This window comes from Paroceanicella profunda, from assembly GCF_005887635.2.
Taxonomy (GTDB): Bacteria; Pseudomonadota; Alphaproteobacteria; order Rhodobacterales; family Rhodobacteraceae; genus Paroceanicella; species Paroceanicella profunda.
Map to the genome: position 1 here is coordinate 450,945 of NZ_CP040819.1, position 13,439 is coordinate 464,383.

A 13,439-nucleotide genomic window follows, 5' to 3' on the forward strand; every position below is an offset into this window, starting at 1 on the left:
CGGGCAGGCTTCAGGACGCGATGCGCGTGCTCACCCAGTACTGCAGCGCGCCGGGCTTGAGCGGCAGCTCCACGTAATCGTCGAACCCCTCGAAGCTGCCCGGCCGTCCGAGGCCGATGATCCGGGCCGCCGGGTAGGCCCGGCGGGCGAGCGCGAGCTGGATCTGCTCCTCCTCGCCGCCCGCCTCGATGAACACCACATCGGCGGGGCGCGACATGCCGTCCTCGTGAAACAGGATGTCCGGCCCCTTCAGGAAGGACCGCGCGATCATCCCGAGCGCGGCGGAGCGGGTTTCCAGCCGCACGCAGGTCTCGTCGCGCGCGACGGCCTCGGCGGGGATGCGCACCACCACGGCGATGCGCTCGTTGCCCATGCTTTCCAGCGAGATCTCCCCGCCCATGCGCTCCACCAGCATCCGCGCCACCGCGGGGCCGAGCGCGTCGGAGGCGAACTGGTCGGCGCCGCGCTCCGGCGCGCCGAGGATCAGCTCCGGCCGCCAGGTGGCGCCGCCGGCCCCGTAGCTGAAGGAGAGCACCGACATGAGGTTGCCGCCGGAATAGGACAGGTCGAGCCGCAGGTCATGCGCGCCGGCATTGCTCAGCACATAGGCCACCAGGTGCGAGAGGGCCTGGCGCATGCGCGGCAGGTCTCCGACCACCTCGCGCGGGCAATCACTGTCCGTGGCGACGGCGAGCGGCGTTCCCTCGCGCCGGGCGACGGGGTCCGACATGCCCTGCACTTCGCGCGCGAGGTCGGTCGGGGAGAAGGGCTCGGGCTGCAGCTCCAGCCGGTCATCCTGGATGGCGGAGAAATCGAGGATGTCGGCGAGCATGCCGATCATCTGGCGGCCCGAATGCTCCGCCTGCTCGATCAGGCGCAGTTGCGAGCGCGGCAGGCCCGGCTGCTTGGCGAGGGCGAGCAGCCCCAGAACGCCGTTCATCGGGGTGCGCAGCTCATGGCTCATCATGGAGAGGAAGCGGGATTTCGCGAGATTCGCGGCCTCGGCATCCTCGGCCAGTGCCAGGTTCGCGGCGGCCAGCCTGCGGAAGCGGCGCACCTCGATCGCGAGCACGATCATCCCCAGGATGCTCAGCACCACGGCGGCGAAACTCAGCAGCGCGGTCATCTGCGCGCTGGCGCGGACGTTCTCGCGCATCTCCGCGGCCTTGCTCTCCTCTCCGTGCAGCACGGACAGGGTGAGCTGGCGCAGCGGCTCGGTATGGGCCTGGAAGATCGGGATCATCGCCAGCGCGGCGGGGGCGCCGCCGTCACGCAGGCTCACCACGCGCCCCTCCACCGCCTTCATGTCCGCGAACAGCGATTCGACGGCCTGGCCCTGCTCATCATACTCCGACAGGCGGCGGCCGACATCGCCGGTCTTGAAGGTGGCCACCCGGCTCCAGAGCACGTCGAAGCGGTTGTTCACGGTCTGCGCATTCATCTGCGGCTCGTGGGCGGCATATTCCGCGAGCGCCTGGGTGAAGCGCGCCATCTCGAATTCCAGCTGGGCGGCGGACCACAGGATCGTCTCCTTCGTCGCGCGCTGCAGCGCGGTCAGGTCCTTGCGGAAGGCGTGCAGGCCCATTCCGGCCAGCCCGGCGATGCTGAGGATGACGACCAGCGCCAACGCTCTCGTGATCCAACCATGCGATTTCACTTCAGTTCAACTTTCACCAGCTGCCAGATCAGGCGGTTGTTGTACGAAGGATCCTGCAATTCGGCGTAGTCATCCATCGGGTAGATCACCCAGATCGGCCCCTTGTCCCGCAGGGAGAGGCGCTCGCCGTTCATCGCAAGGGCGAATATGACATCGTATTTCTCGAACTCGGCAAGGTCGAGCTCCACCGTGTAATCGTTCACCGCCGTGAGGCGGGCCTTGGTTGCGGTGCCGCGGCCGATCAGCCCGATCACGTCCCGCGCGAGGGGGCCGGTGAATTCCGTGACCCCGTCGACGAATTCATTGCTCGTGTTCACGGACACCTGGGGCATGTCGAGCAGCGCCTGTTCGTCCAGCGCCACGGTGTTCGGCCCCGCCGGCAGGCTGGCATTGGACAAGGTGAGCATCGGCGTCCCGGCCGAAGCGGTTCCCCCCGCGGCACCGGCCAGGACGGCGGCAAGCACAGCAACCCGGAGGACGATGCGCAGAGCGGGAAGGAATCCGTTTTTCATTGAGTGTCTCCTGTGCCTCGCTTCGTCCAAGCAAGAACCGCGCCTGCCCTCTCCCTGCAAATGGAGGATGGAACATTGCAAAATGCAACATTTGACTTCCCGCCTTCGCAGAATGCAATGCAATCTGGCGGTTGCGCGACAGGTCCTTCCGAGCGCGCCCCATACGACGGACCCGCCACGCATCGGCAGTGGCGGGTCCGGGTAAATATCGGGTAAGCGGCGGCGGCCTGCTGGTCAGCGTGCCGGGTAGCCGATCTCCGAGAGGTTGGAGCGGATCTCGTCCAGCACGGCCGGGTCGTCGATGGTCGCGGGCGTGCGGAACGCCTCGCCGTTCGCGATGCGCACCATGGTGGCGCGCAGGATCTTGCCCGAGCGCGTCTTGGGCAGGCGTTCGACCACCACGGTGAGCTTGAAGGCCGCCACCGGGCCGATCTGGTCGCGCACCATGGCAATGCACTCGCGGATGACCTCGGAATGCTCGCGGTTGCAGCCGCGGTTGAGGCAGACGAAGCCCATGGGAAGCTGGCCCTTCAGCGCATCGGCGATGCCGATCACCGCGCATTCCGCCACGTCGGGATGCGCGGCCAGCACCTCCTCCATCGCGCCGGTGGACAGCCGGTGCCCGGCCACGTTGATCACGTCATCGGTGCGGGCCATGATGTAGATGTAGCCCTCCTCGTCGACATAGCCCGCATCACCGGTCTCGTAGTACCCGGGGAAATGGCTGAGGTAGGATTTCACGAAACGCTCCTCGGCGTTCCACAGGGTGGAGAGCGTGCCCGGCGGCAGCGGCAGCTTCACCGCCACGGCGCCCAGCGTGCCGCGGGGCACCTCGTGGCCGCCCTCGTCGAGAATGCGGATGTCGTAGCCCGGCATGGCCACGGTGGGCGAGCCGAGCTTCACCGGCAGCGCCTCGATGCCCATCGGGTTCGCGGCGATGGCCCAGCCGGTCTCGGTCTGCCACCAGTGGTCGATCACCGGCACGCCGAGCACCTTCGCCGCCCATTCAATGGTGTCCGGGTCGGCGCGCTCGCCGGCGAGGAACAGCGCCTGCAGGCAGGAGGTGTCGTAGCCCGCGATCATCTCGCCCTTCGGGTCCTCGCGCTTGATGGCGCGGAAGGCGGTGGGGGCGGTGAAGAAGGCCCGCACGCCGTGATCGCGGATCACCCGCCAGAAGGTGGCGGCATCGGGCGTGCCCACGGGCTTGCCCTCGAAGACCACCGTGGTGCAGCCCATCAGCAGCGGCCCGTAGCAGATGTAGCTGTGCCCCACCACCCAGCCCACGTCGGACGCGGCCCAGAACACGTCGCCCGGCCGCATTCCGTAGATGTTCTCCATGCTCCAGTGCAGGGCCACCATGTGGCCGCCGGAGGGGCGCACCACGCCCTTGGGCTGGCCGGTGGTGCCGGAGGTGTAGAGCACGTAGAGCGGGTCGGTCGCGGCCACGGGCACGCAAGGCGCGGGTGCTGCACCGGCCACGAAATCGGCCCAGGCGATGTCGCGGCCGGGGGTGAGCGCCACCTGCGCCTGCGGCCGCTCCAGGATCACGCAAAACTCCGGGGCGTGGCGCGCCTGGGAGATGGCGTCCTCGAGCAGCGGGCCGTAGGGCACCACGCGGCCCGGCTCGATGCCGCAGGAGGCGGAGAGGATGGCCTTCGGGGTGAAATCGTCGATCCGCACCGCCAGCTCATGCGCCGCGAACCCGCCGAACACCACCGAATGCACCGCGCCGAGGCGCGCGCAGGCCAGCATCGCCTCCAGCGCCTCGGGCACCATGGGCATGTAGATGATCACCCGGTCGCCCCGGCCGATGCCGCGCGCGGCGAGCGCGCCGGCGAGGCGGGCCACGCGGTCGCGCAGCTCGGCATAGGTGATGCGGCTCACGCTGTCGGTGACCGGGCTGTCATGGATGATGGCGATGCGTTCGCCGTGCCCCGCCTCCACATGCCGGTCCACCGCGTTCCAGCAGGTGTTGGCCTCGGCGCCCGGGTACCAGGCGTAGAGGGGCGCGCGGCTGTCGTCGAGCGCGCGCGTCGGCGGCACGCTCCAGTCGATCCGCGCGGCCTCGCGCAGCCAGAATCCTTCCGGGTCCGCCTTCCAGGCGTCATGGACGGCCTTGTAGCTCATCGTCTGTCTTCCTCCCTGTCTCCGCGGACCGGACGGGACCGGTCCGCGACATCGATGCAGGTTTCGGCCGCGCCCTCTCTTTCCGGGGCGTCGGCCAGTGCTTGTCGGCCAGTGTCCGCCGACCCGTATCAGCCGGCCCGTCGCATCGGGCCGGTATCCTCCGGCCCGATGCGGACCGGCAGCGCCCGGCGCTCAGCCGTAGTGCTGCACCGGGGTTCCGGCCAGCGCGGCGATGTTGATGAGCCCGCGCGTGGTGATCGAGGAGGTCACGATATGCGCCTTGTTGCCCATGCCCATCAGGATCGGGCCCACTTCCAGCCCGCCGGCCAGCATCTTGAGCACGTTGCGTGAGGCGCTGGCGGCATCGGCATTGGCGAAGACCAGCACGTTCGCCGCCCCCTCCAGCCGGGAGTTCGGGAAGATCCGCTCCCGCAGGGTGGGGTCGAGCGCGGTGTCGGAATGCATCTCGCCCTCGTACATGAAGTTGCGCGGCTCGGCGTCCAGGATGGCGAGCGCCTCGCGCATGCGCGGGCCGGTGCCGGTGTCGAGGTTGCCGAACTGGGAGTGCGAGCACAGCGCGATCTTCGGTTCCAGCCCGAAGCGGCGCACGTGGCGCGCCGCGGCGATGGTGATCTCGGCGATCTGCGCTGCCGTGGGCTCCGGGTTCACGTGCGTGTCGGCGATGAAATAGGCCCCGCTCTCCAGCAGCACCAGCGAGAGCGCACCGATCTGGGTGAGCCCGTCGCGGCCCAGCACGTCGTCGATGTAGCGCAGGTGCCACAGGTACTGGCCGAAGGTGCCGCAGATCATGCTGTCCGCGTCGCCGCGGTGCACGGCCACCGCGGCGATGGCGGTGGTGTTGGTGCGCATGATCGCCTGGGCCAGCGCCGGCGTCACGCCGCGGCGCTGCATCAGGTTGAAGTAGGTCTCCCAGTAGGTGCGGTAGCGCGGGTCGTCCTGGGGGTTCATGATCTCGAAGTCGCGGCCCGGGCGCACGGTGAGGCCAAAGCGCTCGCAGCGGCTTTCCATCACGTCCGGCCGGCCGACGAGAATCGGCGTGTCCACGCCCTCCTCCAGCAGCGCCTGGGTGGCGCGCAGGATGCGCTCGTCCTCGCCCTCGGCGAAGATGATCCGGCGCGTGGCGGTGCGCGCCGCCTCCATCACCGATTTCATGATCAGCGAGGAGCGGTAGACCGAGCCCTCCAGCCGGCCGCGATACTCCTCGATGTCGAGCGGACGGGTGGCGACACCGGTGGCCATCGCGGCCTCGGCCACCGCGCAGGCGACGATGGAGAGCAGGCGCCGGTCGAAGGGCTTCGGGATCAGGTAGTCCGGCCCGAAGATCATCCGCTCGCCCTCGTAGACCGCCGCCGTCTCCGCGGAGGTGGTGGAGCGGGCCAGCTTGGCGATGGCGCGCACGCCGGCGATCTTCATCTCCTCGTTGATCTCGGTGGCGCCCACGTCCAGCGCCCCGCGGAAGATGAAGGGGAAGCACAGCACGTTGTTGACCTGGTTGGGATAATCCGAACGCCCGGTGGCGATCAGCGCATCCGGCGCCACTGCGCGGGCCAGCTCGGGGGTAATCTCCGGGCTGGGGTTCGCGAGCGCGAAGATGATCGGGCGCGGCGCCATGCGCGCCACCATCTCCTGCTTCAGCACGTTGGGGCCGGAGAGGCCGAGGAACAGGTCCGCGCCGTCGATCACCTCGCCCAGCGTCTTCGCGCCGCCGGGCTGGGCGAAGGCGGCCTTCTGGGGGGTCATGTCCTCCTCGCGGCCCTCGTGCACCAGGCCGTGCAGGTCGCACAGGAACACGTTCTCGCGCTTCACGCCGAGCGAGACGAGCATGTTCAGGCAGGCGATGCCCGCCGCGCCGCCGCCGGTGGAGACGACCTTGATCTCGCCGAAGGCCTTGCCGGCGACTTCCAGCGCATTGGTGGCCGCGGCGCCCACCACGATGGCGGTGCCGTGCTGGTCATCGTGGAACACGGGGATGTTCATGCGCTCGCGGCAGAGCTTCTCGACGATGAAGCAGTCCGGGGCCTTGATGTCCTCGAGGTTGATGGCGCCGAAGGTCGGCTCCAGCGCGGTGACGATCTCGGCGAGCTTCACCGGGTCGGTCTCGTTCACCTCGATGTCGAAACAGTCGATGTTGGCGAATTTTTTGAACAGGACGGCCTTGCCCTCCATCACCGGCTTGGAGGCAGCCGCGCCGATGTTGCCCAGACCGAGCACGGCGGAGCCGTTGGAGACCACGGCGACGAGATTGGCCCGCGAGGTGAAGCGCGCCGAATTGGCCACGTCGTCGCGGATGGCGAGGCAGGCCTCGGCCACGCCGGGGCTGTAGGCGCGCGAGAGATCGCGCTGGGTTGCCAGCGGCTTCGTGGCCCTGATCTCGAGTTTCCCCGGGCGCGGGAACTCGTGATAGTCCAGCGCCGCCTTGCGAGTGGCCTCGATCTTGTCGTCCGTCATACGCTCTGCCCCGTCATCCATGACTTGCCCCGGTCCTGTCGCCGGGCAGTCTGCCTCATACACCCCATGCCACCGACTCGCCAGCACGGCAACGCCGGGACCGGCCGCCCGCGCGCGGGGCCCGCCTGTCCGGCCCCCCGGAGCCCCCTGCCGCCCCCGGGCCACAGGTCCTCCGGGGCGCCCGCACGGTCATCCACAGCACCGCCCGCCGGGCCCATGCCCGCCGTGCCGTCGAGGCAAGGGCACCCGCGCCGCCCGTCCGTGCATCGCGCCTTCATCCCCCCGCGCCGCGCTCCGGAGTGCAGGCTCATACATCCGCATCGCCGGCCTGGGGCCCACGCGCCGCCCTTCCCCCGGGGCAAGGGCGCCCGCGCCGCCCGCCCCGCGCCTCGGAGTTCGGGCTCACACGTCCGCATCGCCGGCCTGCGGCCGGCGCGCCATCATTCCGCCGCCGCGCGGCTGTGCGCCGCGCGGATCAGCGCGAGGATATCGCGCGCGGCCTGGGGAATGTTGGTGCCCGGCCCGAAGATCGCCTTCACGCCCGCCTTGCGCAGGTAGTCATAGTCCTGCGTCGGGATCACGCCGCCGCAGATCACCAGGATGTCGCCGGCGCCCGCGGCGCGCAGCGCCTCGATCATCTTCGGCGCCAGCGTCTTGTGCCCGGCGGCGAGCGAGGAGATGCCGACCACGTGCACATCATTGTCGATCGCGTCCTGCGCGGCTTCCTCCGGGGTCTGGAACAGCGGGCCCATGTCCACGTCGAAGCCGATGTCGGCGAAGGCGGTGGCGATCACCTTGGCGCCGCGGTCATGCCCGTCCTGGCCCATCTTGACCACCAGCATGCGCGGGCGGCGGCCCTCCTCCTCCGCGAAGGCCTCGATGTCCTTCTGGATCGCCTCGAAATCGGCGTCGCCCTCATAGGCGGCACCGTAGACACCGGCGAGCGTCTTCACCTCCGCGCGGTGGCGGCCGAACACCCGCTCCATCGCGTCCGAGATCTCGCCCACGGTGGCGCGGGCCCGCGCGGCTTCCACCGCCGCCTCCAGCAGGTTGCCCTGCCCGGAGCGCGCCACCTCCTCCAGCGCCGCGAGGGCAGCATCGCAGGCCGGTTGGTCCCGGGTGTCGCGGATGGTCTTCAGCCGCGCCACCTGGGCGTCGCGCACCGCGACATTGTCCACGTCGAGGATCTCGATATGATCCGGAGACGTCGGCCGGTAGCGGTTCACGCCGACGATCACCTCCGCACCCCGGTCCACCGCGGCCTGCCGGCGCGCGGCACTCTCCTCGATCCTGAGCTTGGGCATGCCGGAGGCGACGGCCTTGGTCATCCCCCCCATGGCCTCCACCTCCTCCATCAGCGCCCAGGCGGCGTCGGCGAGATCGGCGGTGAGCTTCTCCACGTAGTAGGAGCCGGCCAGCGGGTCGATCACGTTGCACACCCCGGTCTCCTCCTGGAGGATGAGCTGGGTGTTGCGCGCGATGCGGGCGGAAAACTCCGTGGGCAGCGCGATGGCCTCGTCCAGCGCATTGGTGTGCAGGCTCTGCGTGCCGCCCAATGCCGCCGACATCGCCTCGTAGGCGGTGCGGATCACGTTGTTGTAGGGGTCCTGCTCCTGCAGGCTCACGCCGGAGGTCTGGCAATGGGTGCGCAGCATCTTCGAGCCGGGCTTCCGCGCGCCGAACCCGTCCATGATCCGCGACCAGAGCAGGCGGGCGGCGCGCAGCTTCGCGGCCTCCATGAAGAAGTTCATGCCGATGGCGAAGAAGAAGGAGAGCCGCCCGGCGAAGGCGTCCACGTCCATGCCGCTGGCAATCGCCGCCTTCACGTATTCGCGCCCGTCCGCCAGGGTGAAGGCCAGCTCCTGCACCAGCGTCGCGCCGGCCTCCTGCATATGGTAGCCGGAAATGGAGATGGAGTTGAACCGCGGCATCTCCCGCGCCGTGTAGCCGATGATGTCGGAGACGATCCGCATCGAGGGCTCGGGCGGGTAGATATAGGTGTTGCGGACCATGAACTCCTTGAGGATGTCGTTCTGGATGGTGCCCGACAGCTGCGCCCGGCTCACCCCCTGCTCCTCCCCCGCCACGATGAAACTGGCGAGGATGGGAATGACCGCGCCGTTCATGGTCATGGAGACCGACATCTCGCCCAGCGGAATGCCGTCGAAGAGGATCTTCATGTCCTCCACGCTGTCGATGGCCACGCCGGCCTTGCCCACGTCACCGACCACTCGGGGATGGTCGCTGTCATAGCCGCGATGGGTGGCGAGGTCGAAGGCGACCGAGAGACCCTTCTGCCCGGCGGCAAGGTTGCGCCGGTAGAAGGCGTTGCTCTCCTCCGCGGTGGAAAACCCGGCGTATTGCCGGATGGTCCAGGGCCGGCCGGCATACATGGTCGCGCGCGGCCCGCGGGTGAAGGGCTCCATCCCGGGCAGGCTGTCGAGATGGCTGAGCCCCTCCAGGTCGGCGGCGGTGTAGAGCGGCTTCACCGCGATCCCCTCGGCGGTGTTCCAGGTGAGATCGTCGGGCGAGCGGCCCCGGAGTTCCTTCTCCGCCAGCGCACGCCATGTGTCGAGCTTGTCGGTCATCGTGTCGTCTCCCTCTGGCTGTCCGGCCCCGCGCAGGGCGCGCGGCTTCCGGGGGCTGCCTGTGCTCCGGCCCCGGACGGGGCGGCGGATCCGCGCCGGGGCGCGCGGGCCCCGGAGCGGCGTGTGTCATGGCCCGGAGCCGCGCGCGTCCTCACGCGCGGCGCCGGGCGAGAAGCGTGTCGAGCCGGTCGCGCAGCGCATGGTCCGGCGCCGCGCCCTCGCCCGTGGCGAGGAAGGCGTCGAGCCGTGCCGCGGCCTCCTCCAGCGCGCCGGCCTGCATCATCAGCCGCACCGCGAGGCGCAGTTCAGCGGGGCCTGCATCCGGGGCCTGCGCGGCGGCGCGGGCCTGCTCCAGCGCCTCCGCCGCGCGCCCCGCCTCCGCCAGCGCCACGGCAAGCTGCCGGCGCGGCTCCGCCTCCTGCGGCCAGAGGGCCACGCAGCCCTCCAGCAGGGCGATGGCCCGGTCCGCGGCGCCGCACTCCGCCAGCAGGTTCAGCGCCCGGGCGCGCAGGCTGGGGTGGGAGACATCCGCGGGCGTGAGCCCGTCCAGCGCCGCACGCACCGCCTCCGGCCGCCCCAGCGCCTGGTAATGCCGGGCAAGCTGCAGCGCGCCGCCGGCGGAGAGCGGCGCCTCCGCCAGGCCCGGGGGCACCAGGTCGGCCCGCCCGGCACCCTCCAGCGCCCGGCGGCACAGGAGCTGCAGCCAGTCGGTGGTGCGCGCGCTTTCCATGCGGTCGGGCTGAAGATGGGCGACGGCGCGCTCCGGCTGCCCGGCTTCGGCCAGCAGCAGCGCCGCGTGCAGGTGGAACAGCGGGTCGTGCATCTCCAGCGGGGCGCTGATGCGCTCCAGCAGCGCCAGCGCCTCCGCCGGGGCGCCGCGCGCGCAGGCCGCGGTGACCTGCCTCGCGAGATCGGCCTCCGCCGCCTCGGCCTGCGCCGCCTCCGACACGTAGGCCTCGCGCACCCGCGCCATGATGCGCTGCACGAAGGCGGCGCGCACATGGCACAGGTCATCCTCCCACACCGTCTCGCGCGGTGAGAGGGTCACGCTCTCGAAACTGGGGAAGTAATCCGCTCCGGGGGTTTCCTCGGCCAGCTTCCCGCAGACGGCGCGCAGCACGCTCTTGGAATAGCAATTGGCCTGCTCGGCGTCCTCCTCGGTGAAGGTGCGCTGCAGCACCACCGGCGAGGTGGTGAGCAGGATGTGCGGCAGGCTGCCATCGGCCCGGCAGAGCAGCGCGAGGGCGGCGCGCATCCGGGCGAGGCACTGCTCGTAATCATGGCGCTCGAACACGTAGCGCCCCCGGAAGCGGGCCAGCGCCCGGCCGGGCATGTTCTGCAGGCACAGGCCGGTTTCCAGGTCGCGCCAGACCTCGACCAGGCCGAGGGTAAGGATCACCACCTCCGCCGAGAAGAGCTCGCGCCAGATGTGGAACACCTCCGCCCGCTGCGCCAGCAGCGCGCCGAAGGAGAGCGGCTCCTGCGCGTGGAGCTGGGTGTCGATCCAGCGGCCGTCCGGCAGCTCCGTGGCCACGGCGCGCGCGTCATCTGGAGACACGATGCCGTCCCGCGCGCGGATGCGGGCGGTCCACTCCATCTCCTGCAGGATGGTGGCGGGGGAGTATTTGTTGAACACGCCGCGGTGGAGGCCGATGCCATGCGCGGCCGGGGCGCTGCGCACCGCGAAGCCGAGGTCCAGCAGCTCCGCCTCGATGTTGCGCGCGAAGCACGAGCCGACGGCAAACAGCCGGCTGGACCGGTCGAAGCGGAAGGACGGGCGCAGCCGCGGCCAGACCTCCGGCTCGCGCCGCACGCCCTCGCGGCGCATCGGGCGCGCGCCCGGGTTGGCCCGGCTGCGGGCCAGGGCCTCCTCCAGGCTGATGCCACCGGCAGCGGTCATCGACGATCCTCCCCCGGGTCTGCGCCCGTTGCGGTGCCGGGGCAGCCCCCGGCGGCGGGCGGGGCCCGGCGGGGCCCCGCGCTCCTGCGGCTCCGCCCTCAGGCGAATTCCATGATCACGTCGTCCACCGCGAGGCTCGCCCCCGGCGCGGCGTTGATCTTCGCGACCACGCCGCTGCGCTCCGCGCGCAGCACGTTCTCCATCTTCATCGCCTCCACGGTGCAGAGCGCCTGGCCCTGCTGGACCTCCTCGCCCTCGGCCACCGCGATGGAGACCACGAGGCCCGGCATCGGGCAGAGCAGCAGCTTCGAGGTGTCCGGCGGCAGCTTGTCGGGCATCAGCGCGGCCAGTTCCGCGGCGCGCGGGGTCATCACCCGGACCATCAGCTCCGCTCCCCGGAAGCGCATGCGCCCGCCGCCGGTGACCGCGTCGAACTTCGCGATCAGCGGCGTGCCGTTCACCTCGGCCTTCACCAGGGTCATCCCCGGCTCCCACCCGGTCCTGATGGCGAGCACGGCGCCGTTCACCGTCACGTCGCTCACGCCATCGGTCTGGACGACCGAGACATCGAAGCGCCGCTTGCCCATCAGCACGACGGCGTCCGGGCGCACCGTGCGGCGGTGATTGCGCATCGCGCCGGAGATCTGCGCCGCGCGCGCCTCCGTGCGCCGGTGCATCACGGCGGCCAGCGCCGCGAGCCGGACCAGCTCGGCCTCCGGCAGGTCCGCGCCCTCGAACCCCTCCGGGTATTCCTCGGCGATGAAGGCGGTGGTGATCTCGCCGGAGACGAAGCGCGGGTGGTCCATCACCGCGGCGAGGAACGGCAGGTTGTGCCCGATCCCCTCCACCTCGAACCCGTCGAGCGCGTTGCGCATGCCCTCGATGGCCGCGGCGCGGTCCGGCCCCCAGGTGCAGAGCTTGGCGATCATCGGGTCGTAGTACATCGAGATCTCGCCGCCCTCGAACACGCCGGTGTCGTTGCGCACGGCATGGGTGGCGGTGGCCACCTCCACCGGCGGGCGGTAGCGGGTGAGCCGGCCGATGGAGGGCAGGAAGCCGCGATACGGGTCCTCCGCGTAGAGACGGCTCTCCATCGCCCAGCCGGTCAGCGTCACGTCCTCCTGCCCGAAGGAGAGCTTCTCGCCCGCGGCGACGCGGATCATCTGCTCCACGAGATCGATGCCGGTGATCAGCTCCGTCACCGGATGCTCCACCTGCAGGCGGGTGTTCATCTCCAGGAAGTAGAAGTTGCGGTTGCCGTCGACGATGAACTCCACCGTGCCGGCGGAGCAGTAGTTCACCGCCTTGGAGAGCGCCACGGCCTGCTCGCCCATCGCCTTGCGGGTGGCGGCATCGAGGAAGGGCGAGGGCGCCTCCTCGATGACCTTCTGGTTGCGCCGCTGGATGGAGCATTCCCGCTCGCCGAGGTAGAGGCAGGTGCCGTGCTGGTCTCCCAGCACCTGGATCTCGATGTGCCGGGGCTGGGTGACGAATTTCTCGATGAAGATCCGGTCATCCCCGAAGGAGGACTTCGCCTCCGAGCGCGAGAGCTGGAAGCCCTCCCGGGCCTCCGCGTCAGTCCAGGCGATGCGCATGCCCTTGCCGCCACCGCCGGCGGAGGCCTTGATCATCACCGGGTAGCCGATCTCGCCGGAGATCTTCACCGCCTCCTCCGCATCCGCGATCAGGCCCATGTAGCCCGGAACGGTGGAGACACCGGCCTCCGCGGCGAGCTTCTTGGAAGTGATCTTGTCGCCCATCGCCTCGATGGCGCCCACCGGGGGGCCGATGAAGGCCACGCCGGCCTTCGCCAGCGCCTCGGCGAACTCGGCCCGCTCGGAGAGGAAGCCATAGCCCGGATGCACCGCCTCCGCGCCCGTGGCCTTCACCGCCTCGAGGATCTTCTCGATGACGATGTAGGACTGGTTCGCCGGCGCCGGGCCGATGTGCACGGCCTCGTCGGCCATCGCGACATGCAGCGCGTTGCGGTCCGCGTCGGAATAGACCGCCACGGTGGCGATGCCCATCCGCCGCGCGGTCTTGATCACCCGGCACGCGATTTCGCCCCGATTGGCGATCAGGATCTTCTTGAACATGGCTCCCTTTCCAGTCTCTCAAGAGGCATCGGGCCGCACAGCCGGGAGCCGGGCATGCAAAAGCCTCCGCGCGGCGCGCGGAGGCTCAGG

At 70.3% G+C, this 13,439-nt stretch carries 7 protein-coding genes; all 7 read right to left on the reverse strand.

Translation table 11 applies throughout. The annotated features are described in order from the left end of the window. Window positions 1-10 precede the first annotated feature (10 nt). Window positions 11-1,627, reverse strand: coding sequence for a sensor histidine kinase (locus FDP22_RS20100; RefSeq protein WP_138578003.1), 1,617 nt, complete (start codon window positions 1,625-1,627; stop codon window positions 11-13). A gap of 26 nt (window positions 1,628-1,653) precedes the next feature. After that, a complete protein-coding gene (locus FDP22_RS20105; RefSeq protein WP_138578005.1) occupies window positions 1,654-2,169 on the reverse strand; it encodes a putative pterin-binding protein in 516 nt (171 codons plus the stop codon). A 234-nt stretch (window positions 2,170-2,403) separates the two neighbouring features. Further along, window positions 2,404-4,296 (reverse strand): propionyl-CoA synthetase, encoded by a 1,893-nt coding sequence (locus tag FDP22_RS20110; protein WP_138578007.1) that lies wholly within the window; start codon window positions 4,294-4,296, stop codon window positions 2,404-2,406. A 192-nt stretch (window positions 4,297-4,488) separates the two neighbouring features. Then, a complete protein-coding gene (locus FDP22_RS20115) occupies window positions 4,489-6,765 on the reverse strand; it encodes an NADP-dependent malic enzyme (RefSeq protein ID WP_138578009.1) in 2,277 nt (758 codons plus the stop codon). Window positions 6,766-7,205: 440 nt separating this feature from the next. Next, window positions 7,206-9,353 (reverse strand): methylmalonyl-CoA mutase, encoded by a 2,148-nt coding sequence (gene scpA / locus FDP22_RS20120; RefSeq protein WP_138578011.1) that lies wholly within the window; start codon window positions 9,351-9,353, stop codon window positions 7,206-7,208. A 151-nt stretch (window positions 9,354-9,504) separates the two neighbouring features. Then, window positions 9,505-11,253 carry a GSCFA domain-containing protein gene (locus tag FDP22_RS20125; RefSeq protein WP_138578013.1) on the reverse strand — a complete coding sequence of 583 codons (1,749 nt, stop codon included), beginning with the start codon at window positions 11,251-11,253 and terminating at the stop codon, window positions 9,505-9,507. Window positions 11,254-11,351: 98 nt separating this feature from the next. Continuing rightward, the gene (locus tag FDP22_RS20130) at window positions 11,352-13,349 is read right to left on the reverse strand and encodes an acetyl-CoA carboxylase biotin carboxylase subunit (RefSeq protein WP_138578015.1); all 1,998 of its coding nucleotides are present in this window, start codon (window positions 13,347-13,349) and stop codon (window positions 11,352-11,354) included. Between the last annotated feature and the right edge of the window lie 90 nt (window positions 13,350-13,439).

What these genes read in the sequence shown, in the direction of transcription:
- scpA (WP_138578011.1), bottom strand. Translation starts at nt 9,353, where the DNA reads ATGACCGACAAGCTCGACACATGGCGTGCGCTGGCGGAGAAGGAACTC.
- FDP22_RS20130 (WP_138578015.1), bottom strand. Translation starts at nt 13,349, where the DNA reads ATGTTCAAGAAGATCCTGATCGCCAATCGGGGCGAAATCGCGTGCCGG.
- FDP22_RS20125 (WP_138578013.1), bottom strand. Translation starts at nt 11,253, where the DNA reads ATGACCGCTGCCGGTGGCATCAGCCTGGAGGAGGCCCTGGCCCGCAGC.
- FDP22_RS20115 (WP_138578009.1), bottom strand. Translation starts at nt 6,765, where the DNA reads ATGACGGACGACAAGATCGAGGCCACTCGCAAGGCGGCGCTGGACTAT.
- FDP22_RS20105 (WP_138578005.1), bottom strand. Translation starts at nt 2,169, where the DNA reads ATGAAAAACGGATTCCTTCCCGCTCTGCGCATCGTCCTCCGGGTTGCT.
- FDP22_RS20110 (WP_138578007.1), bottom strand. Translation starts at nt 4,296, where the DNA reads ATGAGCTACAAGGCCGTCCATGACGCCTGGAAGGCGGACCCGGAAGGA.